Consider the following 22,198-nt stretch of genomic DNA (forward strand, 5'->3'; position numbering starts at 1 on the left):
CTAAGGCCGTCTGAAAAAAGGGTGGAAATATTTTTCAGACGGCCTATTTATTCAGGGCAAGCTGAGAAAAAGAATAAGGAAATAAAATGCAAAAATTCATCTTAATCCGCGGTCATCAAGGTTCGGGAAAATCGACGTTTGCCGAACAAAAAGCCGCCGAATTTAAAGCGCAGTATCCGGATGCGGAAGTGGTCCGTATTGAAAATGATTTGTTCATTACCGATGAATACGGTGAATATCGTTGGTCGGGCGAAGCAGTGGATAAGGCGCAGCAACGCGGCAATGCCTTGATGACTGAAACTTTGAGACTTGGACGCCAAAATCCGAATCGAAATATTTTGATCATTCATTCCAATACCAATCAAAAAGCTTCGCGTTGCCGTCATTTATTGGATCAGGCGGAGAAAAGCGGTTTTGAAACAGAAGTTTATCGACTGCACAATTTCTATCCCAACCTGCACGGTGTAAAAGAGCATGACGTGTTGGCGGCGTATATCAAGTTGAACCAAAACCGAGTGGCAAACGAAATCCATATCGAGGCCGTGCAGCCGGCAAATGCGGAACAGTTAGAAAAAATCGAACAGATGCAGGCTATCGAGCATAAGCCGCTGGTGTTTGATGAGGCGCAGCAAACCTTTGTGACCGATCACTATCTGCAACACGGCAGCCGTAACTTTACTGCCAAAGCATCCAAGCGTTATCCTGAATTGCGCGTGTTGAAATACGCACGCAGCGTGTTCTATAACAACCGCTTTGATGATGCTTTGCTGGAAATGCGCGGTTTGATTATCGACGCACATAATCGAATCATCGTGCGCCCGTTTAAAAAAGTGTTCAATTATTCGGAACGTATTGCCAAAGGCAGCCGTTATCCGATCCGAGTCGGCGACGAGAGACTGGTGGATGCGGTGGTGAAAGTAAACGGCTTCCTCGGTTGCTGCACTTTCGTCTCGCTTTCAGACGATCATCCGTCCCACGGCGCAGCGTTTGACGGCAAAGTGCTGTATTCGACTACCGGTTCGCTTGATAGCGCGTTTGCCGACATGACCGCCGCACATTGCGTACAATACGAAACCTTGTTCCGTGCATATCCGAACCATACTTTTTTGTTTGAAATCACAGATGCGAAAGACGTGCACATCATCCGCGAAGCATTGGGCGAAACCTTAATCGGCTGCATTGATGTGGCGACCGGCCGTCAGTTTAGCGAAGCGGAATTGGACAAAATCGGCAAACAATACGGTATCCGTCGTCCCGAAATGCTGAAAAACATCACGTTCGGCGAACTGAAAGGCCGTCTGAAAAATGTGGAACACGAAGGCTTTATGGTATTTGATGCGCAAAACGGCGAAATGCTGTTCAAACTCAAATCGCCGTATTACCTGATCTCCAAGTTTCTGGGACGAAGCAATGAAGGCAATATCGGCCGCAAACTGGACAAACGCCATGTTGATGAAGAATTTTATCCTTTGATCGACTACATCCACGAGCATCAGGAAACATTCAATGCCATGTCGGAATTGGATAAAATCGCGTTCATTCAGGCGTTTTTGAGACAGTTGTAAGGCCGTCTGAAAATATATGGAGAAACGCGTATTTATTTTCCGCGCTCGTACGCTTCGATTTCGCCGACTTTAGGTGCATAGCCGCTGTTTGTGTCGTGGCGCAAATCCAACCAGATATCGACCAATGCCCAAGCGGCCGGGGCGGCAATGACGTTTTGCCCCATACATAAAACCTGTGCATCATAGTTTTCCACCGATCCGCGGAGCGTGAGCAAATCGTGCGCTGTCGCCGCCCGTATGCCGCGCACCTTATTGGCGGCGATTGCCGTGCCCACGCCGGTGCCGCAAATCAACAGCGCACGGTCGGCGCGTCCTGCCGCTACTTCTTCGGCCGCGGCAAACGAGAGTTGCGGATAGGTCCCTCCGGGCGAGGATAAATCGACCAAGCTGTTGACGCGCGGGTCGTTTTGCAGATGCGCTTTGAGCGCACCTTTCAATATTGCGCCGTTGGCCGGCGCGGCAATAACCAAACGCATAAAAACTCCTTGAAGCATACAATAAACATTCCTCAGCATACGCCCGCGCGTGATACGATTCAAGCTTGCAACGCAGAGAGCACGGCATGAGCAAAACCTACTTTACATCAGACCTACATTTTTCACATAAAAACATCGCCAAATTCTGCCCGCAATTTCGACCGTTCGACAATGTGGAAGAAATGGATGAATTTTTAATCCAAACATGGAATGAAACCGTTACGCCTGAAGATACGGTGTACAACTTGGGCGATTTTTCCTTTGCCCAAGACCATAAGCAGATAGAGCGCGTTTTGTCGCGTTTGAACGGGCAGCATCACTTGATTTACGGCAATCATGATCATGTGATTCGGCAGCATGCTGATTTTTTCCGCAGCCAAACCAAGCATGACGGCCATCCGCTGCTGTCGTCCATACGGCCGTATTTGAAGCTCAAATTGCCGGAAATTAAGAATACGCTGGTTCTCTTTCACTATCCGATTCAGGAGTGGGACGGTTGCTATCAGGGCTGGTATCACTTATACGGCCATTTGCATGACAGGGTGGCGGAAATCAAAGGGCGTGCTTTAAATGTCGGATTCGATTTGCACGGCCGCTTTTTGACGGCGCAAGATGTCGATAAGTTTTTGTGTGGTTTGCCTAAAATTTCGTATTTTGGCGAAGCAGGGGTGAAGGCCAACTCGCCGGAAGAAGCGGCTGAGCTGGTGTCTCGGAAACTGGCGCAGTTAAATCAGGTATAATTTCAGACGGCCTTTGCGGATTTCCGGCAAAGGCCGTCTGAATATCAATTTCCCATTTTTGAGTGATACATGGAAAACCTTTTGGCTTACTTACTACAAAAAATCAGCCTCCCCAACCAAATCGGCAAGGACAAGTCATGAGCGGTAAGCCTTTGAAGTATCCCGTTTCCGCTTTGGTCGTCTTGTATGATAAAGACGGCAATATCCTGCTGATTGAACGCACGGCGCCGCAAGGTTTTTGGCAGTCGGTTACCGGCAGCTTGGAAGAAGGCGAGCGTATCGAAGAAACCGCATGGCGCGAAGTGTGGGAAGAAACCGGTATCCGCCTTGCAGAAGGACAGCTGGAAAACTGGCACGACAGCACCGTTTATGAAATCTATCATCACTGGCGCCATCGCTATCCCAAAGGCGTTTTTGAAAACCGCGAACACATCTTCTCCGCCCAAATTCCGCGCGATACGCCCATCGTCCTGCAACCGGACGAACACGTTGCCTACGGTTGGTTTGGTGCGGAAGAAGCGGCGGAAAAAGTGTTTTCTCCTTCCAATAAACGCGCAATTTTAGAATTGGTCAAAAGGCTGAATGCCAAAAAGGCCGTCTGAATACGACAGTTTCACATTTTCAGACGGCCTTGGGTTTGCTATACTTTCGCCGTTTGACTCTCTTTAAAATCAAAGGAAACCATCATGGCAGACTTCAATAAAATCCTGACCCCGGGCGACGTGGACGGCGGCATCATTAACGTTGTCAACGAAATCCCAGCAGGCAGCAACCACAAAATCGAGTGGAACCGCAAACTGGCCGCTTTCCAACTCGACCGCGTTGAACCGGCAATTTTCGCCAAACCGACCAACTACGGCTTCATTCCGCAAACTTTGGACGAAGACGGCGACGAATTGGACGTATTGCTGGTTACCGAGCAGCCTTTGGCAACTGGTATTTTCTTGGAAGCACGCGTTATCGGCGTGATGAAATTCGTTGACGACGGCGAAGTGGACGACAAAATCGTCTGCGTTCCGGCCGACGACCGCAACAACGGCAACGCCTACAAAACTTTGGCCGATTTGCCGCAACAACTGATCAAACAAATCGAGTTCCACTTCAACCACTACAAAGACCTGAAAAAAGCAGGTACCACTAAAGTTGAATCTTGGGGTGATGTAGAAGAAGCGAAACAAGTTATCAAAGAATCTATCGAACGTTGGAACAAACAAGCTTAATCGGTTTGTCCCATCCAATATCAAGGCCGTCTGAAAGCAAAGTTCAGACGGCCTTTTTATGTTTCAAACCAATATAACAAAATCGTCTTTAAAACAAACAAACCATTCTTTCTCATTTTCAGACGGCCTCATTAAAGTAACGCCTATACCAAAAATAAGGAGTGCTTCAATGACTGCTACCACAACCGACCCACGCGCCAAGCTGCCTGAGACGCCTTTGTCCGGCAACGAAGCCTTGAAAGAGCGCAGCGATTATCTACACGGTACGATTAAGGAAGAGTTGAAAGACGACTTTACCGGCGGCTTTACTGCCGACAACTTTCAGCTTATCCGCTTCCACGGCATGTACGAACAGGACAACCGCGATATTCGTGCCGAGCGTACCGAACAAAAACTTGAGCCTTTAAAAAACATGATGTTGCGTTGCCGTTTGCCCGGCGGCATCATTACGCCGAAGCAGTGGCTGGGTATCGACAAATTTGCCGGTGAAAATACGATTTACGGCTCTATCCGCCTGACTAACCGTCAAACTTTCCAATACCACGGCATTCTGAAAACCGATCTAAAACAGGCACATCAGGTATTGCACAAACTTGGTTTGGATTCCATTGCCACAGCCAGCGATGTCAACCGCAATGTGTTGTGCACCAGCAATCCGGTGCAAAGTATGTTGCACCAAGAAGCCTATGAATGGGCGGCGCGCATCAGTATGCACCTTCTGCCGCGCACCATGGCATATGCCGATGTATGGCTGGACGGTGAAAAAGTGTTTACAACCGAGCCGACCGAGCCGCGCAATAAAGAAATTGCCGACGACGTAGAGCCGATTTTGGGTAAAACCTATTTGCCGCGCAAATTCAAAACTGCCGTCGTAATTCCGCCCGACAATGATGTGGACATTCATTCCAACGATTTGGGTTTTGTGGCGATTGCAGAAAACGGCAAGTTGGTGGGCTTCAATGTATTGGTCGGCGGCGGTTTATCCAGCGAACACGGTAATACCAAAACTTATCCGAACACTTCTTACGAATTTGGTTTCGTTCCGCTGGAATACACCCTCAACGCCGCCGAAGCCGTCGTCAGCACACAGCGCGACTGGGGCAACCGCAGCGACCGTAAAGCAGCGCGTACACGCTATACGCTGCAACGCGTCGGTGTGGATGTGTTCAAAGAAGAAGTCGAAAGACGCATGGGCATTAAGTTTGAGCCCATCCGCCCTTACGAGTTTACCCATCGCGGCGACCATATCGGCTGGGTACAAGGGCATGAAGGCAACTGGCATTTGACTTTGTTTATTGAAAACGGCCGCCTGCTCGATTATCCCGGCAGGCCGTTGAAAACAGGTATCCGCGAAATTGCTAAAATCCATCCCGGCGACTTCCGTCTGACGGCCAACCAAAATCTGGTGGTTGCCAATGTACCGCCCGAATTGAAAGGCATGGTTGATAAAATTGCCAAAGATCATGGCCTTATCAGCAAATCGATTACCATCCAGCGTGAGAACTCGATGGCCTGCGTTGCCTTGCCGACCTGTCCGCTGGCAATGGCGGAGGCGGAACGTTTCCTGCCGACATTCTCCGATAAAATCGACGCAATGTTCGCTAAATATGGCTTGGAAGACGAATACATCGTTTTGCGCGTAACTGGTTGTCCCAACGGTTGCGGCCGCGCCATGCTGGCGGAAATCGGTTTGGTCGGCAAAGCTGTCGGCCGCTACAACCTTTACGCAGGCGGCAACCGCGAAGGCACCCGCATCCCGCGCCTGTTTAAAGAAAACATTACTGAACCTGAAATCCTCGAAATTGTTGAAGGTTGGGTGGCAGATTGGTCTCGAAACCGTTTGGATGAGGAAGGTTTTGGCGATTTCGCCATCCGTACCGGCATCGTCAAACCTGTATTGGACGCTCCGCGAGACTTTTGGGCATAACGCATACAAACAGACCTGACAAGTCTGCAATAAGAAAATAGAGAAAACCAAAGGCCGTCTGAAAATCTGATTTTCAGACGGCCTTTTATATTGGGAGCGTTTATATCCAGGAGTTAATCCTAGATTCATTCCAATACCAAGAGGGTTTGTAAAACAAAATACACCTATTACTAATGTCAAATACCCGGAAGGCATCAGTTTCGATACAAACCTAAAAAGACATCTGGCAAATGCTGATGGTTTTAGTCAAAAACAGGGCATTAAAGGAGCCCATAACCGCACCAATTTTATGGCAGAACTAAATTCACGAGGAGGACGCGTAAAATCTGAAACCCAAACTGATATTGAAGGCATTACCCGAATTAAATATGAGATTCCTACACTAGACAGGACAGGTAAACCTGATGGTGGATTTAAGGAAATTTCAAGTATAAAAACTGTTTATGATCCTAAAAAATTTTCTGATGATAAAATACTTCAAATGGCTCAAAAAGCTGCTTCACAAGGATATTCAAAAGCCTCTAAAATTGCTCAAAATGAAAGAACTAAATCAATATTGGAAAGAAAAAATGTCATTCAATTCTCAGAAACCTTTGACGGAATCAAATTTAGATCATATTTTGATGTAAATACAGGAAGAATTACAAACATTCACCCAGAATAATTTAAAGGAAAAATTATGAAAAATAATATTTTTCTAAACTTAAAGAAAAAATCTATAAATAACAACCATTTTGTTATTTCGATTTTTTTTGAAACAATTTACCAATTTGAAACTAAAGATACGCTTTTAGAGTGTTTTAAAAATATTACAACTACCGGACATTTTGGAGTAATAGGTGCTCAATATGAAAAAATAGATGCTACCAGATGGATTGGAGATTATGAAGAGGTAAATGGATTTGAGTATATTGATAAAGCTCCTTCTATTTATTTTTCAGTTGGAGATGATTTCAATCCTGAAGAATTAATTATACCTATTAATTTAGCATATCATTACTTTAATATTGCAATATCTGATTTCTTAATAGCTCACCCTGAATATCAAAAAAAGTGTAAAGAAATACAAAAAACATATTCTCAAACAAACTGTAGCCTGCATGAAACCTAAAATCCATGCGTAAGGTGTGTGCTTCAGCACGAAAGATGGAATATAAACCGAATCAGCGACGGCGGCCAAAGCCCCGACCCATGCTTGGGCGGCGGTAGTTGGAAGGCTGGCGCGCGGTTTCGCGGTAACGCTGTTGCTGTTGAGCGTTTTGTTGTTGCGCATTTTGTTGTTGCGCATTTTGCTGTTGGGCACGCAGGGTACGCGTATTCAGCTGTTGGCTGGTGCGTCCGTTTGGACGTGCGGTTTGATAATAGTTGGTACGGGCTTGACGGGCAATCGGGCTGTTTTGATTGCTTGCTTGTGTGAATTTGTTCGCCAATGCGTTGCCGATAAATGCACCGGCTGCCGCACCCACCAAGCTTTGCAGCAGCCAGCTGCCGGTGGATTGGTCGTAGATGTATTGTTGGCCGTCTGTACCGGTTACCGGTTGGCCGTTGTTGCCGTTGGCTTGTGCTTCGGCAGGAATGGTGTCTTTCACGGCTTCAGGCGTGAGCTGGTAAACCGTATTGTCTTCTTGTTGGCCGTTTTGTTGTGCCAACTGTTGTTGCAATGCTTCGATTTGTTTTTGTTGTTGCTCAAGCTGCGCTTGGGTATTGTCTTTGCAGGCAGCGAGGGCAAAAGTGGAAAGGGCGGCTAAGGCAATCAGTTTTTTCATTGTTTTTCCTGAGAGAAGTTTGTCTTTGCCGAGATTTCGGCGGAGTGTGTTTGCCTAATATTAAACCATTTCCCTGTTTTTCAAGTGGTTTTACAAAATAATATTGGAAAGTTGCGCTGCAAATGCACGGCTGTTAGCAGCCAGATTGCCCAGTGCAGGCATTTCGTGTTCGGTTTCGATAATCAGTAGGTTGGCAGGGCGGCGGGTGTGCAGGGACATTTGCATTTCAGCGGGAGAGAAGGGCATGTGATGGCGTTTGGCGAAAGCTTCGGCGCGTTTGTTGGCGGTTTTGAGCATAGGTAGCAGGGTAATATCCAAATGGAAACGGCGTACGCCTAGAACCAAAATACGCGCTGCGAAGAAATCCGCTTCATCAGTAAAAACGTTGGGGCTGCTTTGATTAAAGTCGTGGCGCTCTGCGGCAATCAAAGTCGCGATGGTGCGCACTTGCGGAATCAAGGCTTCGCTGATGAGGCTGTCAGGCGAATCAGGCAAAGTGTGCATGTTGAGCATGCTGTGGTGGCTGTTGCTGTCAACGACCATGCGGCAGGTGTGTAACATTTGTGTTTGGCTGTGGATTTTAGTTGAGGCAGTCATGGCTGTATTCCTTATTTCTTAAAAATGGGTGGATTTAAGCGGCCATGGTGGGTATAAAAAAAGCCGCTCAAATGAGGCGGCTCTAATTTGCGTATTTTCAATTTGGTCTGTTTCAGACAAGCGCAAAAAAGTACCGCACGTTTGTGTGGTACCAATAGAAGAAAGTAGCAGAGCGTTGCGCGGTTTGCATGATGAAAATACGTCTTTAATGTATAAAAGAATGGAACGTAGTTTAAAACAAGAATGCCAGTAATTTCAATATCCAATCGACAAAACCCACCAATAAATCTACAAGTTGTTGTAATCCTTCTAATTTATTTTCTTTCGAGTGAGTCAAATTTGCACAATTATAATGCAAAACCGAGTGAATTGATAACAATCCGAGCAGGCTCTTTAAAAAAGCCGTCTGAAATTCAGCTTTCAGACGGCCTTTATTTTTGTTTATCCAATCAATAAACGTCGCGTTGGTAGCGTTTGTCTTCGCGCAAGTCGTTGAGGTAGTCGTCGGCTTCGTCGCGGCTGAGTTTGCCTTGGGTTTCGATGACTTCGATCAGGGCGTTTTCGACATCGCGTGCCATGCGTGCGGCGTCGCCGCAGACGTAGATGTGTGCGCCTTGTTGCAGCCAGTTCCAAACTTCGGCGGTGCGTTCGGCGATTTTGTGTTGGACATAGACTTTGTGTTCGCCTTGTCGGCTCCATGCGAGGTCGGCACGGGTGAGGAGGCCGTCTTTGCGCCATTCGCTCCATTCGAGTTGGTAGAGGAAGTCGTCAGCCAGGCGTTGGTTGCCGAAGAAGAGCCAGTTTTTACCGCTGTCGCCATTGGCTGCGCGTTGTTGCATAAAGGAGCGGAAGGGGGCGACGCCTGCGCCTGCGCCGATCATGATGATGGGGGTATCGCCGTTTTGGGGCAGGCGGAAGTTGGGGTTGGGTTCGACAAAGACGCGGATTTCGCTACCTTCTTCGAGGCGTTCGCCCAAGTAGCCGGATGCTGCGCCGGTGTAGGTGTGGTCGTGGTGGTTGAAACGGACGACGCCTACGGTAAGGTGGACTTCTTCGCCGACTTCGTCTTGTGCGGAGGCGATGGAATAGAGGCGCGGGGTTTGTGGGCGGAAGAGGCTGTATAGGGTTTGTGCATCCAGTGGGTGTGGATGGGCGGCAAATACGCCGACGGGCGGTGTGGCGGCGAGGTAGGCATCCAGTTGGGCTTTATCTGCAACTATGGTTTTGAGTTCCTCGTTGTTTATTAATTCGGCGTATTGTTGGACGAATGCCGGTGTGTTTTGGGTGATGTCTGCGGATTCGGTCAGGGCGGTGCGGATGTCGGTTTCGCGGCCGTCTGAAAGTTGGACGGTTTCGTTGCCGTTCAGTTGGTTGAGGTCGAGGATTTCTTGAACGAGGTCGGCGGCATTCAGCGGCCATATGCCGAGTGCGTCGCCTGCCTGATAATGCAGACCTGAGTCGCTGAGGTCGATTTCGATGTGTTCGACGTCTTTTTCTGCGTCGCGCGAGGTGATTTTTTGGCGCACGGATAGGGTGGCTGTGTAGGGGCTTTCTTTGGTGTAGACGGCATCGTTGCTTGGTGTGGCTGAGCCGTTTGGTGCAGCGGTTGTACTTGGGCTTGCTGCTTGGGCGGTTAACTCGGCTACTTTGGGTACGACGGCGGCAATCCATGCGTCGGCATCGGCTTGGAATTCTAAGTCGCAAATGCCCAAGTCGTTCAGACGGCCTGCGCCCAGTTCGGCAAATTTGGCATCAAAGTCTTTGCCTGCTTGGCAGAAGTTGGGATAGGAGGAATCGCCAAGGCCCAAGACGGCAAAGGTGAGTTTGCTGAGATCAGGTTTCTTTTTGCCGTAGATGAATTTGTACAAGGGTAGGGCTTCTTCGGGCGGTTCGCCTTCGCCTTGGGTGGAGGTAACTAAAAGGACGATGTCTTCGTCGGGCAGGGTTTTGCTTTTGAAATCGCCTGCGCTGCTGAGGCGGGCTTCTACGCCGGCGGCTTGAAGTTTGGCGTGTAAGGATTCGGCAACGCTGCGGGCATTGCCGGTTTGTGAGGCGGAGAGGACTAATACGCGGCGGTTGACTGTCGAAGTGGCTGTTTGCAGGACAGATGGTTCGGCTGCTATACCGGATATGCCTTGGCTTTTTGCCCAGCAATAGCCGGAGAGCCAGGCAAGTTGGGTGGGGGATAGTGTGGAGAGTTGGACGGAGAGTTCGGGTGGAAGCGGATTGGCTTGGCTCATTTGGATTCCTTTGTTGGACGGCTATAACCGATTGTTTGAGTAATGGACAGTCGCCACTTTAAACAGGCCGTCTGAAAAAAGGAAAGAATGCTTGGTTTTAATTTAAGATGATTTCGTTATATTCGGGAAGGTATTAGGCCGTCTGAACATGCTCGTTCAGACGGCCTTGGATTGGATAGAAACGAGATTTTCAGTTTCCGCTGGAGAGTTTCATCACTACGACGCCGGAGATGATGAGAAATGCGCCAAGCCAGCGGCCGAAGTTGGCAGCATCGTTGAAAAATACAACGCCTACCAAAAAAGCCCCCGCCGCGCCTATGCCTGTCCAGACGGCGTAGGCTGTACCCATCGGAATACTTTTTTGGGCAAGGTAAAGGAAGTATCCGCTGCCGATGATGCAGGCAAGCGCGGCGGCAAAGCCATGCCAGCGGTAGCCTTCCTGTTGTGCCAGCTTCAAGCCTAATGGCCAGCCGATTTCCAGCATACCGGCTAAGATTAAATAAAACCAACTCATAATATATCCTGATAGTGTGTTAAGGTTTCAGACGGCCTTGGAAAGATTGTTTTCTTCCAAGAGTTCAACGCGTTGTCCGATATCTTTTAGATTGGAGTATTGTTCGACCAAGCGCGGTACATCGTCTAAGCTCATTGCAAACATCCATAAATAAGTGCTGACGGAATAGATATGGCCGGCGCTGCCATAGCCTTTAAGCGTCATGTGTATAAAGGCGAAGCCGAACAATACGCTCATTGCCATGCCGATACTGAGATAGCCTAAGGCTTCGCGGTTGGAAATCAGCACGCGTAGTTTGGCAACCCAGCCATAGTGGCGGTAGAGCTGATGCTCGTTGCCGTCGCGGATAAGGTAGTTGTCGCGTTCAAGCCGGTTGTTTAAACGGAAATATAGATTTTCGCTGATGGCGGCAAAACGCTGCAGCAACCATAAAAACAGGGCAAGTATCGCGACAGCCAATACACCCACCCAAAATTCCAGTATCAGCAACATCATACATGCACCGAAGATGGAGACCAGCGAAGTAGCAGCGATGGGCAGGTGTTCTTCAAAAAAACTGACAAACTCACGCGATAGGGTGACGCGTGCGGTAATGGCGGAATGCGGTACTTCTTGTTTGCGCTGTTCCAAGACGACCGGAACGGCTATTTCAGTATAGATTTTGGTAAATGTGCGCGTATCAGCTATCCTTCGGGCGGCGCCGATTATCCACATTAATAAAACCACCACACCATACAACATTGCCTGCCAGACGTTGCCTTCCATAACGGCATTAATCGCCCAGCCGCCAAACACGGGATATACCAGCAAGAGCAGATTATCCAAGCCGACGAGAGAGAATGTTGTGATGAGTTTGCGGCGGTGTGTTTGACCGATGTGTTTCAACATTTTCCACATGGTTGCCCTCCTTATTTAGTATTGAGGGTTTGCGCCATTAATTCGGCCAACGCGTCCAAATCGGCAAACAGTCGGGCTGCACGTTTTTCACCGAAGGCGGTAAAAATTCGTTTGCTGAATTCCTGCATGTTTTGCACCAATGGTGCAGCGGATTCCTTGCCTTGCTCGGTCAGCGACAATAAACGTTCGCGTTTGTCTTGTTCGCTTTCGTGAAATGTCAGCAAGCCTTGTTCCGCCAGTGTTTTGCATGTGCCGGAAACGGTTTGCTTGGGCAGGCTCCATTCTTCGCCTATGTATTTTTGAGTGCGGCTGCCTTCGGTGGCTAAGGTGTAGAGAACGGCGAAGGTATTGTAGTTGGTGTTTTGCTGTTTAATCCATTGGTCAAATGCGCTGTCTATGTGGCTGATGCGCATACCGAGTTGGTCGAGCTGATTCATAAATTGGTCTCAATATTGACTAATTGGATGCGGATTATAGTCATGTTTAGGACTAATTGCAAATAGAAGGCCGTCTGAAACAATCATTTTCAGACGGCCTTGAAACCGTTAAAATAATTAATGTAGAAACGATATTTTCAAACTACGATAAACCTAATAACATCTTCAACACATACGCCATGATTCATTTCTTATCTCAAAACATCTCCTCCAAACAAGCTACTGCCATCGGGCTGCTTGCCGTTGCTTTGTGGAGCTTTGTCATTTCTCTGATACGCTCTTTGAGCCTGCATATGGGGGCAGTGGGCGGCGCGGCAATGATGTACACCCTGTCTACCGTATTGATTTGGCTGATTTTCGGCCGGCCGCATTTGCGCAATTACAACCGCAGCTATTTGTTTTGGGCAAGCGTGTTTTTTGTCGGCTGCGAACTGTGTTTGTCGCTATCGGTCGGTTTTGCGCAAAACGCGAGACAGGCGGTGGAAATCGGCATGGTCAATTATTTGTGGCCGACGTTTACCATCGTCGGAGCGGTATATTTCAACAAACAGCCGTCAAAATGGTGGATAGTCATCGGCTTTGTGCTGTCGTTTTTAGGGATTGCCACTGTATTGGGCGGCGATGTCGGCTTGTCGATTTCCGGCATCTACCACAATGTCCGCACCAATCCCGGCGGCTACATCATGGCATTTGCGGACGCAGTGTTTTGGGCGGCATATTGTACGCTGACGGCGCGTGTGAAAGCGGAAGGCAGCAGCGTCGGCTTCTTCTTTGCGCTGGTGTCGATACTGTTGTGGATAGAGTATTTTCTCAGCGGCGCGGATACGTTGAGTTTTGATTCCGTATCGTTCGGCTATGCCGTTGCCGCCGCGTCTTGTATGGGCTTGGGCTATGCAGTGTGGAATATCGGTATTTCACGCGGCAACCTGACCGTATTGGCAGGCGCATCTTATTTCATTCCCGTATTGTCAGCGGTAGTGTCATCATTTTTGATTAGCGCGCCTTTGTCCATGACGTTTTGGCAGGGTGCGGGAATGGTGTGTTTAGGATCGATTGTGTGTTGGTTGGCAACCCGGAGAAAACGGGGGGCGTGAAGCAATATCCCATAGCTTTGCGATATAACGAAAACAGCTTTTTTAACAACCAAACATTCTTTCCCATTTTCAGACGGCCTGTTTAAAGTAGCAGTCAGTTTGAGAAATCACGAGAAATGGGAAAGAATCATGACCGCAGCTTCCGCTCCGCTTTTACGCTTCATTACCGCCGGCAGTGTCGATGATGGCAAATCCACCCTCATCGGCCGCTTGCTCTACGACAGCAAAACCTTACTGACCGACCAGCTTGACAAGCTCAACCGCGCTGCTGAAAACGGCGAAACGCCCGACTTCGCCAGCCTGACAGACGGCCTTGCCGCCGAGCGCGAACAAGGCATTACCATTGACGTGGCCTACCGTTATTTCGCCACGCCCAAACGCAAATTCATCATTGCCGATACGCCGGGACATGAGCAATACACGCGTAATATGGTTACCGGCGCATCGACTGCCGATGCTGCTATTGTTTTGGTTGATGCTACACGCGTCGATTTTTCAGGCAACGAACCTGTCCTTCTGCCGCAGACCAAACGCCACAGTGCGATTCTGAAACTCTTGGGCTGCCCCAACATCATCGTCGCCGTCAACAAACTCGACCTGCTCGACTTTGACGAAGTCAAATATCAAGCCATTACCGAAGCCTACCGCAAACTGGCGGAACAAATCGGCCTCAAAGCACAAATCCACTTCCTGCCCATCAGCGCGTTAAAAGGCGACAATATCGTCAATGCAAGCAGTCAAACCCCGTGGTATCAAGGTTTGCCGCTTCTACCTTTGCTTGAAAGCCTGCCTGTCAACCGTCAAAACGCCGCCGACCAAGCCACGCATTTTCCCGTACAACGTGTGGCGCGCCAAGACGGCAGCAGCAGCGACGACTTCCGCGGTTATCAAGGCAGATTGGAAGCGGGCCGTCTGAAAGTGGGCAATGAAGTTAAAGTCCTGCCCAGCGGCCATGTTGCCAAGGTTGCCGAGATCTATAATGCAAACGGTAAAAACGAATCTGCCGAGGCAGGGGAAGTGTTGACTGTTGTTTTGGATACGGACATCGATATTTCACGCGGCAACAGCATTGTTTCAGCCGACAGTGCCATTGTTCCCGAACAACAATTTCAAGCCGCGCTTTGCTGGTTTGACGATATTCCGCTCAATCTGCGCCGTAAATATTTGCTGAAGCACACTACCCAAACCACGCCCGTAAAAATCAGCGAAATTGCCTACGTTTGGGACGTGAACACCCTCAGCCGCGTCGAATCCGCCGAAACGCTCAAGCTCAACGACATCGGCAGCGTCAGTTTCAAAACCCAACAGCCTCTTGCTGCTGCCGCATACGAGGACAACCATGCCCAAGGCGCGTTTATTTTGATTGACGAAGCCACCAACCATACTGTCGCAGCAGGCATGATACGCAAAGTCAGCGAAACAAACAGTTTTGAAATTTAAAAGAAAAGTTGAAATAAAAAAGGCCGTCTGTTGTTCAGACGGCCTGTTATTTTATCCAAGGCGAAATGCTTATGCGCCGTAAACCGGATATTTATCGCACAAAGCAGTCACTTGTTCGCGGACTTTGGCGAGGTTGGCTTCGTCTTCAGGGTTGGCCAATACGTCGGCAACCAGGTTTGCCAATACGCGCGCGTCGGCTTCGTTAAAGCCGCGTGTGGTCATGGCGGCGGAGCCGATGCGGATGCCGGAGGTAACGAATGGTTTTTCCGGATCGTTCGGGATGGCATTTTTGTTGACGGTGATGTGAGCTTTGCCCAAAGCGGCTTCGGCGGCTTTGCCGGTGATTTTCATCGGTTGCAGGTCAACGAGGAAAACGTGGCTTTCAGTACGGCCGGAAACGATGCGCAAACCGCGTTTAACTAACTCTTCCGCCATAGCGGCAGCATTGATTTTTACTTGTTTCGCGTATTGTTTGAACTCAGGTTGCAACGCTTCTTTAAACGCTACGGCTTTAGCAGCGATAACGTGCATCAACGGACCGCCTTGCAGGCTTGGGAAGATGGCGGAATTCAACGCTTTTTCGTGGGTATTGTCACGGCACAAAATCACACCGCCGCGAGGGCCGCGCAGGGTTTTGTGGGTGGTGGTGGTTACGAAGTCGCAGAATGGCACCGGGTTAAGATATTCGCCACCGGCAATCAGTCCGGCATAGTGCGCCATATCGACAAAGAGGTATGCGCCGACTTTATCGGCAATTTCGCGGAATTTTGCCCAGTCGATTTGCAACGCGTAGGCAGACGCACCGGCCACAATCATTTTAGGTTTGTGTTCAAGCGCCAAGCGTTCTACTTCGGCATAATCGAGAACTTCGTTTTCATCCAAACCATAAGTAATGGCGTTGTAGAGTTTGCCGGAGATGTTAACGCTTGCGCCATGGGTCAAGTGGCCGCCGTGTGCCAGAGACATGCCCAAAATGGTGTCGCCCGGTTTCAAAACTGAAGCATATACGGCTTGGTTGGCTTGCGAGCCGGAGTGCGGTTGGACATTGACATATTCTGCGCCAAACAACTCTTTAGCGCGGTCAATCGCCAATTGTTCGACAATATCAACGTATTCGCAGCCACCGTAGTAGCGTTTGCCAGGATAGCCTTCAGCGTATTTGTTGGTCAATTGCGAACCTTGGGCTTCCATAACGGCACAGCTGACGTAGTTTTCAGAGGCGATCAGCTCGACGTGGTCTTGCTGGCGTTGGTCTTCTTGGGCAATGGCTGCTGCCAAATCGGGGTCATATTGTGCGAGGGTAACGCTTTTTGAAAACATGTTCTCGATTCCTTTGTGATGGGCTGAAAAGAAAATATGGGATGGAGTGCTGCGAATTGGTTCAAGATGAACTATTTTTCTTGCATTGTCAACAATTGTGTCGGGTGTTTGGTTTCAGACGGCCTGAGATTGAAGGGTTTATTTGAAAATATCATCTTGTTTTAAATGAAAATCCATTTTTTCCAGAAGCGCGGCTAAATCGGCTTCGGCTTGGGCGGCTTTGAGATTTTTTGCCAGTTCTACCAAGGCTACCGCATTTAAGCGTTCTTTCTCCAGCCGTAGGGCTTCTTCGCTGAAGATCTTGATATTGTCTGCCGATTCAGTAGCATTTATTTTTTCAAATGGATAAAACGATTCTTCGTGCACGGCCAAACCGTCGGGCAGGGGCGCGGCATGGTTGAAATCGGCATCATTGATCGGCATCCATGAAGGATGGTTTTCAAGCAGGATAAATTGTCCGTCCATGCCGTTGATATGACGGAATAGGGTGGTTCGGCCATTGTGTAAACGCATAAGCCCGATTGTATGCCCAAGTCGGCAAGCCGTCTATAAAGCCGTTTCTCTCTATTTTTGCACTAACTTATGTTGATATTATTAATTTTGACATAAAACAGTTTCGACTTAAAAAAGACTGGATAAAACGCCCGTGTTTGTTATAATGAAGCTAAAGATTGATTCGTCCTAGTTTTTGACAGCAGTACTTTTTTATTTAATTAACAAGAGAGGAAAACAAAATGTTTCCAGAATATCGCGATTTGATTTCTAAACTGAAACAAGAAGATGCACACTTTGCCCGTTTGTTTGACGAGCACAATGAGCTGGACGATAAAATTACCGGTTTGGTTAACAACCCTGTTACCAGCGGTGCCGAAGAGATTGAAGAGCTGAAAAAAGCCAAACTCAAACTCAAAGACGAATTGTATGCTCTTCTGCAAAAAGCAGCAGGCAAATAATTAAAAATTGAATAAGGCCGTCTGAACGGTATGATGGAAATCTCAGATTCCCTTTCATGCCGGTTCAGACGGCCTTTTTAATTATTAGGCATTTGGTTATTTTTATTAGCTTAATTTAACGAATAATTGTAAATCACTCTTAATTGCATTGAAAACTCTGTTAAGTTTATTTAAAATCTCGAATAATTTTTATTTTGATTTTAAACAAACAAAACCAAGAGAAACAATGCAATGAAAACATTCACACTCGCCATTTTGCCTTTGGCGTTAATCAGCGCATTCTCACACGCAGCTGAAGAGAAAGCAGTTGAACAGGCTGAAGTCGATACCGTTTACGTTACTGCTGAGAAGCAACTGCAACAGTCGCTTGGCGTATCGCGTATTTCTAAAGACGATATCGACAAGCGTCCGGCCGTCAACGATATTTCCGAATTTGTCCGCACCATGCCGGGTGTCAACCTGACCGGCAATACAGCAACAGGTCAGCGTGGCAACAAACGCCAAATCGACTTGCGCGGTATGGGCCCTGAAAACACATTGATTCTGATTGACGGCAAGCCGGTTAATTCGCGCCAGTCCGAACGTATCAGTATGCGCGGTGAACGCAATACGCGTGGCGATAGCAACTGGGTACCGGTTGAAGAAATCGAATCCATTACCGTTTTGCGCGGTCCGGCGGCGACCCGTTACGGCTCCGGCGCGATGGGCGGCGTGGTCAATATTGTTACCAAAAAAGTGTCTAAGGAATTTAAAGGCCAAGTCAATCTTTACGCCAATCAGCCGCAAGACAGCAAAGAGGGCGCAACCCGCCGTATCGGATTCAATTTGAGCGGTCCAATTATCCAAGATACTTTGGGCTTCCGCATTTACGGCAATTTGAATAAAACGGATGCAGATGCTGCCGATATTAATACTGGACACGGCAATGACAGCGCGGCCGGTGTCGAAGGCGTACGCAATAAGGACATTGCAGGCCGTCTGCAATGGAAAATCAGCCCAGCGCAAACGCTGATTTTGGACAGCAGTTACAGCCGTCAGGGCAATATCTACAACGGCGATACGCAAAACAGCAATCCGCCAGTACGCGATAAAGTAGCGCTATATAATGGTCTGGTTAACTCTAAGGCTGAAACCGCCCGCTTATATCGTTCTGCTTTCTCGCTTACTCATGATGGCGCATGGGAATGGGGCGATACCAAAAACGTGATCAGTTATGAGCGTACAGTCAACAGCCACTTGCCTGAAGGTTTGGCCGGCGGTCCGGAAGGCAGCTATACAGGCTTGGATTTTGTTCAAAGCCGTCTGAAAAACCTGCGCCTCAGCAGCGAAGCGAATATTCCGTTTAAACTTGGAGTCGATAATGTATTGACGGTCGGTGCAGAATTTACTGACAGCAAATTGGACGATCCTGCCTCCAATACTCAGGGATTTGAAGACCAAGGTAAAACCGATGTGTTTAACGGTATCTCCGCAACGCGCGGCGGCAAGGCTTCGCAACGCAACTGGGCTGCCTACGTTGAAGACAATATTTCGTTGACCGACAAAACCCATCTGATTCCGGCCATCCGCTTCGACCACAACAGCGATAGCGGCAGCAACTGGAGTCCGGCTTTGAACTTCTCGCATCAAATCGGCGAAAACTGGTTGGTCAAAGGCGGTATTGCCCGTGCGTACAAAGCGCCAAACCTGTATCAAACCAATCCTGACTTTATCCTGTACACACGCGGTCAGGGCTGTCCGCTCAATGCGCCGAACAAAGTCCGTTGCTATTACATGGGCAACAGCAATTTGAAATCTGAAACCAGTATCAATAAAGAGATTGGTCTTGAGTTCAACAAAAACGGCTGGCAGGCTTCCGCGACTTATTTCCATAATGCGTACCGCAACAAAATCGTGATTGGTGAAAATATCATTGCCACCAGCGATATCGGCAACTGGCTTTTGCAATGGGAAAATACGCCGAAAGCGACTATTTCGGGTATCGAAGGTAACTTGGTGATTCCGTTGCATGACACACTCAAGTGGAGCAACAATTTCACTTATATGCACAAATCTGAAGATTATCAAGGCAATCCATTGTCTTTGGTGCCGAAACATACCATCAACAGCACATTGTCTTGGACGCCGAACGAACGTTTTGATGCCAACCTGACCTTTACCCATTACGGCCGCACCAAGCCGCGTGGCGTAGCGATTAATAGACTGGAACGAGACGGTAATCCACGTGCAGGTATCACGCCTTTAACTTCCGAACATAACCAAACGCAAGTCGGCTCTTACGGCATTTGGGGCATCAATGCAGGCTACAACTGGAACAAACGCGTGGCCGTCCGTGGCGGTATCAGCAATCTGTTTGACAAAAAACTGTACCGCACAACTGCCGGCGCACAAACTTACAACGAGCATGGACGTGCCTTCTACGGCAGTTTGAAAGTATCGTTTTAAGTAGAAGCGTATTAAATCAGGCCGTCTGAAACGGTGTGAAATGAAATCTAGGATTTCTGACACAGGGTTTCAGACGGCCTTCTGATTTTAAATTTAGAAGTATTTGTTGTTACGGAATTTGCTTTTCTTTTTAGAAAAGTAAAAGGGCGGTATTTGCCGCCCTGAGAATACAAACTGCTTATTCGACCCAAGTCACCATTTCTTCAATCGGTTTGCGTGATTTTTTGGTGATTTCTTTGGCACGATAGCCGAATGTTGCCACTACGGATACGCCCCATTCATTGGCATCAAACAGGCCTTCTGCCGCCAATACTTCGTTCATTTTGTCGTAGTTGAAGCCTTCGATTGGGCAGGAGTCGATGCCGATGGCCGCTGCGCCTGTGAGCATATTGGCCAAAGCAATATAGGTCTGCTTGCCGCTCCAGTCAAAGAGTGCGCGTTGGTCGTCGGCAATTTTAATGTCGGTTTCTTGGAAGCTTTTGTATCTTGCCAATGCTTTTTCCAGTTGTTCTCCTTGCAGGCCCCTGCGTTCGGCAACACTGCGGAAGAAAGGGGTGTCGTAACGGGCATTTTTCTTGGCAAGGATAATCACCAGATGGCTGCAGTCGTCCAGTTGGGATTGCATCCCCCAGCTGAAAGGCTTGATTTTCTCACGCAGGGCTTTGTTTTGAATCACCAAGAATTTCCATGGCTCGGAGCCGACAGAGCTGGGCGAGAGGCGGGCAAATTCTAAAATCGCTGCAAAATCTTCTTGGCTGATTTTTTTGTTGGGATCGTAATAACGGGTGGAGCAGCGATTTTCGAATACTTGCAGCATTTGTTCGCGTGTAATTTGATTCATCTGGTTTTCCTAATAAATGAAGATGTTATTCCAATATCCGGTTCCTTTTGAGGTATCATTACCGGCATAACCTTAATGAGGAAACAGGCTGGGGCAACACCATGTTAAATCAAACCTGCCGGTCAGGCTATCTTTTAATTCTGAATTTCGCAAAAAAATTCGATAAATATCAATACGAAGAGGCCGTCTGAAACTTTAAACGTTTAAAGTTTCAGACGGCCTTTGATTTCAAATCCTGATTACAGATGAGGATTAATCAGGTTTTCTGGGGAGAGGATGCGGTTGAGCTCTTCTTCGCTCAACAGACCGCGCTCCAATACGACTTCGCGCACGCCTTTGCCGGTTTGGGCGCAGATTTTGCCGACCAAGTCGCCATTGCGGTGGCCGATGTATGGGTTCAGATAAGTGACCAAACCGATGGAGTTGAAGACATAGTGTTCGCAGATTTCGCGGTTGACCGTAATGCCTTTGACGCATTTGTCGGACAGGTTGACCGCGGCATTGCCCAAGAGGGAAATGGTTTCAAACATACATTGGGCGATGACCGGCTCCATAACGTTCAGCTGCAACTGACCTGCTTCGGCTGCGAAAGTGATGGTGGTGTCGTTGCCGATGACTTTGAAGCAGACTTGGTTGACGACTTCGGGAATCACGGGATTGACTTTGGCAGGCATGATGGAAGAACCGGCCTGCAATTCAGGCAGGTTGATTTCTTTCAAACCGGCGCGCGGACCGGAAGAGAGCAGGCGCAAGTCGTTACAGATTTTGGACAGTTTGACGGCTGTGCGTTTCAATGCGCCGTGTACCATTACATATGCGCCGCAGTCGGAGGTCGCTTCGATCAGGTTTTCAGTCAGTTTGCAAGGCAGGCCGCTGACTTCGGAGAGTTTCTCAACGACTAAAGCCGCATAGCCTTTAGGCGTATTCACGCCGGTACCGATGGCGGTAGCGCCGAGGTTGACTTCAAGCAGCAGGGAGCGGGTACGGTCGAGGTTGAGGATTTCTTCTTCCAGCAACACTTGGAAAGATTGGAACTCTTGTCCGGCAGTCATCGGCACGGCATCTTGAAGCTGGGTGCGGCCCATTTTCAAAACGTCTTTAAATTCTTCGGCTTTGGTGGCAAAGGCGTTTTTCAGGATGGCCAGTTTGTCGAGCAATTCGCCGATGCTGTAATACACGGCAAGACGGAAGCCGGTAGGGTAGGCGTCGTTGGTGGATTGGCTGGCGTTGACATGGTCCATCGGATTGACGATGTCGTAGTGGCCTTTTTCGTGTCCCAAGACTTCCAATGCGAGGTTGGCAATGACTTCGTTGGTATTCATGTTGACCGAAGTACCGGCGCCGCCTTGATAAACGTCGGACGGGAATTGGTCGAGGCAGCGGCCTTTGACCAATACTTCATCGCAGGCTTTTTCGATGGCGGCCGCGATTTCCGGCTTGATGGCACCCAATGCGCCGTTGGCTTGCGCAGTGGCTTTTTTAACCATGACCATGCTGCGGACAAATTGCGGTACGTCGGAAATTTTTTGTGTGGAAATTTTAAAGTTTTCAATGGCGCGCAAAGTATGGATGCCCCAATATACTTCAGTAGGGATCTCGCGGTCGCCCAATAAATCGTGTTCGATTCGTACAGTCATTTCTCTTACCTTCTCGTATAGTTGTGTTGGTGTGCATTATGCGTTTGGAACATTAGCCCAGTTTGGCAAGATTGTCCAGTCGGTAAGGC

At 48.5% G+C, this 22,198-nt stretch carries 22 protein-coding genes; 11 read left to right on the forward strand and 11 right to left on the reverse strand.

Annotation, left to right across the window (positions count from 1 at the left end; translation table 11 throughout):
• Positions 1-86: 86 nt before the first annotated feature.
• On the forward strand, positions 87-1,565 hold the full coding sequence (locus O3682_RS00655; RefSeq protein ID WP_371508007.1) for an RNA ligase: 1,479 nt from the start codon (positions 87-89) through the stop codon (positions 1,563-1,565).
• Between the two features lie 32 nt (positions 1,566-1,597).
• On the opposite strand, the gene O3682_RS00660 is transcribed toward O3682_RS00655, so the two are convergent.
• Entirely contained in the window at positions 1,598-2,041 is a 444-nt protein-coding gene (locus tag O3682_RS00660) for an RpiB/LacA/LacB family sugar-phosphate isomerase (protein WP_371508008.1), read from the reverse strand.
• 86 nt (positions 2,042-2,127) lie between these two features.
• Here O3682_RS00660 and O3682_RS00665 point away from each other — a divergent pair, with 86 nt between their 5' ends.
• The 6 genes from O3682_RS00665 to O3682_RS00690 all read left to right on the forward strand — a co-directional run bounded on the left by O3682_RS00665 (position 2,128) and on the right by O3682_RS00690 (position 7,039).
• Positions 2,128-2,781, forward strand: coding sequence for a metallophosphoesterase family protein (locus O3682_RS00665; protein WP_371508009.1), 654 nt, complete (start codon positions 2,128-2,130; stop codon positions 2,779-2,781).
• Between the two features lie 137 nt (positions 2,782-2,918).
• Positions 2,919-3,383 (forward strand): dihydroneopterin triphosphate diphosphatase, encoded by a 465-nt coding sequence (gene nudB, locus O3682_RS00670; RefSeq protein ID WP_371508010.1) that lies wholly within the window; start codon positions 2,919-2,921, stop codon positions 3,381-3,383.
• Between the two features lie 84 nt (positions 3,384-3,467).
• On the forward strand, positions 3,468-4,001 hold the full coding sequence (locus O3682_RS00675; RefSeq protein WP_003678634.1) for an inorganic diphosphatase: 534 nt from the start codon (positions 3,468-3,470) through the stop codon (positions 3,999-4,001).
• Between the two features lie 169 nt (positions 4,002-4,170).
• On the forward strand, positions 4,171-5,928 hold the full coding sequence (gene cysI / locus O3682_RS00680) for an assimilatory sulfite reductase (NADPH) hemoprotein subunit (protein ID WP_371508011.1): 1,758 nt from the start codon (positions 4,171-4,173) through the stop codon (positions 5,926-5,928).
• Positions 5,929-6,187: 259 nt separating this feature from the next.
• Complete coding sequence (locus O3682_RS00685) at positions 6,188-6,592, forward strand: CdiA family toxin C-terminal domain-containing protein (RefSeq protein ID WP_371508123.1); 405 nt, start codon at positions 6,188-6,190, stop codon at positions 6,590-6,592.
• 15 nt (positions 6,593-6,607) lie between these two features.
• Positions 6,608-7,039 (forward strand): hypothetical protein, encoded by a 432-nt coding sequence (locus O3682_RS00690; protein ID WP_039406457.1) that lies wholly within the window; start codon positions 6,608-6,610, stop codon positions 7,037-7,039.
• A gap of 52 nt (positions 7,040-7,091) precedes the next feature.
• Here O3682_RS00690 and O3682_RS00695 read toward each other — a convergent pair whose 3' ends face one another.
• The 6 genes from O3682_RS00695 to O3682_RS00720 form a co-directional block, all read right to left on the reverse strand.
• On the reverse strand, positions 7,092-7,694 hold the full coding sequence (locus O3682_RS00695; RefSeq protein WP_371508012.1) for a hypothetical protein: 603 nt from the start codon (positions 7,692-7,694) through the stop codon (positions 7,092-7,094).
• 90 nt (positions 7,695-7,784) lie between these two features.
• Positions 7,785-8,291 (reverse strand): hypothetical protein, encoded by a 507-nt coding sequence (locus tag O3682_RS00700; protein WP_003685697.1) that lies wholly within the window; start codon positions 8,289-8,291, stop codon positions 7,785-7,787.
• A 449-nt stretch (positions 8,292-8,740) separates the two neighbouring features.
• A complete protein-coding gene (locus O3682_RS00705) occupies positions 8,741-10,531 on the reverse strand; it encodes an assimilatory sulfite reductase (NADPH) flavoprotein subunit (protein WP_371508013.1) in 1,791 nt (596 codons plus the stop codon).
• A gap of 190 nt (positions 10,532-10,721) precedes the next feature.
• The gene (locus tag O3682_RS00710; RefSeq protein ID WP_107723417.1) at positions 10,722-11,045 is read right to left on the reverse strand and encodes a DMT family transporter; all 324 of its coding nucleotides are present in this window, start codon (positions 11,043-11,045) and stop codon (positions 10,722-10,724) included.
• 27 nt (positions 11,046-11,072) lie between these two features.
• Positions 11,073-11,942 (reverse strand): ABC transporter six-transmembrane domain-containing protein, encoded by an 870-nt coding sequence (locus O3682_RS00715; RefSeq protein WP_371508014.1) that lies wholly within the window; start codon positions 11,940-11,942, stop codon positions 11,073-11,075.
• 11 nt (positions 11,943-11,953) lie between these two features.
• The gene (locus O3682_RS00720) at positions 11,954-12,379 is read right to left on the reverse strand and encodes a MarR family winged helix-turn-helix transcriptional regulator (protein WP_003685715.1); all 426 of its coding nucleotides are present in this window, start codon (positions 12,377-12,379) and stop codon (positions 11,954-11,956) included.
• Positions 12,380-12,558: 179 nt separating this feature from the next.
• On the opposite strand from O3682_RS00720, the gene yddG reads away from it, so the two are divergent.
• Positions 12,559-13,473: an aromatic amino acid DMT transporter YddG gene (yddG, locus tag O3682_RS00725; RefSeq protein WP_371508015.1), complete on the forward strand. Its 915-nt coding sequence runs from the start codon at positions 12,559-12,561 to the stop codon at positions 13,471-13,473.
• Positions 13,474-13,602: 129 nt separating this feature from the next.
• On the forward strand, positions 13,603-14,913 hold the full coding sequence (gene cysN / locus O3682_RS00730; protein WP_371508016.1) for a sulfate adenylyltransferase subunit CysN: 1,311 nt from the start codon (positions 13,603-13,605) through the stop codon (positions 14,911-14,913).
• A 69-nt stretch (positions 14,914-14,982) separates the two neighbouring features.
• On the opposite strand, the gene glyA is transcribed toward cysN, so the two are convergent.
• Together glyA and O3682_RS00740 are read right to left on the reverse strand one after the other, a co-directional pair.
• Positions 14,983-16,233, reverse strand: coding sequence for a serine hydroxymethyltransferase (glyA, locus tag O3682_RS00735; RefSeq protein WP_371508017.1), 1,251 nt, complete (start codon positions 16,231-16,233; stop codon positions 14,983-14,985).
• A gap of 138 nt (positions 16,234-16,371) precedes the next feature.
• Entirely contained in the window at positions 16,372-16,746 is a 375-nt protein-coding gene (locus O3682_RS00740; RefSeq protein WP_371508018.1) for a hypothetical protein, read from the reverse strand.
• A gap of 221 nt (positions 16,747-16,967) precedes the next feature.
• Between O3682_RS00740 and O3682_RS00745 the strand changes: the two genes are divergently transcribed.
• The gene (locus tag O3682_RS00745) at positions 16,968-17,186 is read left to right on the forward strand and encodes an HP1242/YdcH family protein (RefSeq protein ID WP_003685475.1); all 219 of its coding nucleotides are present in this window, start codon (positions 16,968-16,970) and stop codon (positions 17,184-17,186) included.
• Between the two features lie 231 nt (positions 17,187-17,417).
• Positions 17,418-19,631: a FepA family TonB-dependent siderophore receptor gene (locus O3682_RS00750; protein WP_128581260.1), complete on the forward strand. Its 2,214-nt coding sequence runs from the start codon at positions 17,418-17,420 to the stop codon at positions 19,629-19,631.
• A 178-nt stretch (positions 19,632-19,809) separates the two neighbouring features.
• Here the strand turns inward: O3682_RS00750 and O3682_RS00755 are convergent, their stop codons facing one another.
• Positions 19,810-20,472 (reverse strand): NAD(P)H-dependent oxidoreductase, encoded by a 663-nt coding sequence (locus tag O3682_RS00755; protein WP_371508019.1) that lies wholly within the window; start codon positions 20,470-20,472, stop codon positions 19,810-19,812.
• Between the two features lie 239 nt (positions 20,473-20,711).
• A complete protein-coding gene (gene aspA, locus O3682_RS00760; RefSeq protein ID WP_371508020.1) occupies positions 20,712-22,109 on the reverse strand; it encodes an aspartate ammonia-lyase in 1,398 nt (465 codons plus the stop codon).
• Between the last annotated feature and the right edge of the window lie 89 nt (positions 22,110-22,198).

Origin of the sequence: Neisseria sp. 27098_8_112, from assembly GCF_041433235.1 — a bacterium.
GTDB lineage: Bacteria > Pseudomonadota > Gammaproteobacteria > Burkholderiales > Neisseriaceae > Neisseria.

Excerpts from the sequence above, each read along its gene's own strand:
- O3682_RS00690 (WP_039406457.1), top strand. The coding sequence starts at position 6,608 with ATGAAAAATAATATTTTTCTAAACTTAAAGAAAAAATCTATAAATAAC.
- O3682_RS00715 (WP_371508014.1), bottom strand. The coding sequence starts at position 11,942 with ATGTGGAAAATGTTGAAACACATCGGTCAAACACACCGCCGCAAACTC.
- nudB (WP_371508010.1), top strand. The coding sequence starts at position 2,919 with ATGAGCGGTAAGCCTTTGAAGTATCCCGTTTCCGCTTTGGTCGTCTTG.
- O3682_RS00700 (WP_003685697.1), bottom strand. The coding sequence starts at position 8,291 with ATGACTGCCTCAACTAAAATCCACAGCCAAACACAAATGTTACACACC.
- O3682_RS00720 (WP_003685715.1), bottom strand. The coding sequence starts at position 12,379 with ATGAATCAGCTCGACCAACTCGGTATGCGCATCAGCCACATAGACAGC.
- O3682_RS00675 (WP_003678634.1), top strand. The coding sequence starts at position 3,468 with ATGGCAGACTTCAATAAAATCCTGACCCCGGGCGACGTGGACGGCGGC.
- O3682_RS00755 (WP_371508019.1), bottom strand. The coding sequence starts at position 20,472 with ATGAATCAAATTACACGCGAACAAATGCTGCAAGTATTCGAAAATCGC.
- O3682_RS00665 (WP_371508009.1), top strand. The coding sequence starts at position 2,128 with ATGAGCAAAACCTACTTTACATCAGACCTACATTTTTCACATAAAAAC.
- O3682_RS00740 (WP_371508018.1), bottom strand. The coding sequence starts at position 16,746 with ATGCGTTTACACAATGGCCGAACCACCCTATTCCGTCATATCAACGGC.
- cysI (WP_371508011.1), top strand. The coding sequence starts at position 4,171 with ATGACTGCTACCACAACCGACCCACGCGCCAAGCTGCCTGAGACGCCT.
- aspA (WP_371508020.1), bottom strand. The coding sequence starts at position 22,109 with ATGACTGTACGAATCGAACACGATTTATTGGGCGACCGCGAGATCCCT.
- yddG (WP_371508015.1), top strand. The coding sequence starts at position 12,559 with ATGATTCATTTCTTATCTCAAAACATCTCCTCCAAACAAGCTACTGCC.
- cysN (WP_371508016.1), top strand. The coding sequence starts at position 13,603 with ATGACCGCAGCTTCCGCTCCGCTTTTACGCTTCATTACCGCCGGCAGT.
- O3682_RS00695 (WP_371508012.1), bottom strand. The coding sequence starts at position 7,694 with ATGAAAAAACTGATTGCCTTAGCCGCCCTTTCCACTTTTGCCCTCGCT.
- O3682_RS00705 (WP_371508013.1), bottom strand. The coding sequence starts at position 10,531 with ATGAGCCAAGCCAATCCGCTTCCACCCGAACTCTCCGTCCAACTCTCC.
- O3682_RS00710 (WP_107723417.1), bottom strand. The coding sequence starts at position 11,045 with ATGAGTTGGTTTTATTTAATCTTAGCCGGTATGCTGGAAATCGGCTGG.
- O3682_RS00750 (WP_128581260.1), top strand. The coding sequence starts at position 17,418 with ATGAAAACATTCACACTCGCCATTTTGCCTTTGGCGTTAATCAGCGCA.
- O3682_RS00660 (WP_371508008.1), bottom strand. The coding sequence starts at position 2,041 with ATGCGTTTGGTTATTGCCGCGCCGGCCAACGGCGCAATATTGAAAGGT.
- O3682_RS00655 (WP_371508007.1), top strand. The coding sequence starts at position 87 with ATGCAAAAATTCATCTTAATCCGCGGTCATCAAGGTTCGGGAAAATCG.
- O3682_RS00745 (WP_003685475.1), top strand. The coding sequence starts at position 16,968 with ATGTTTCCAGAATATCGCGATTTGATTTCTAAACTGAAACAAGAAGAT.
- glyA (WP_371508017.1), bottom strand. The coding sequence starts at position 16,233 with ATGTTTTCAAAAAGCGTTACCCTCGCACAATATGACCCCGATTTGGCA.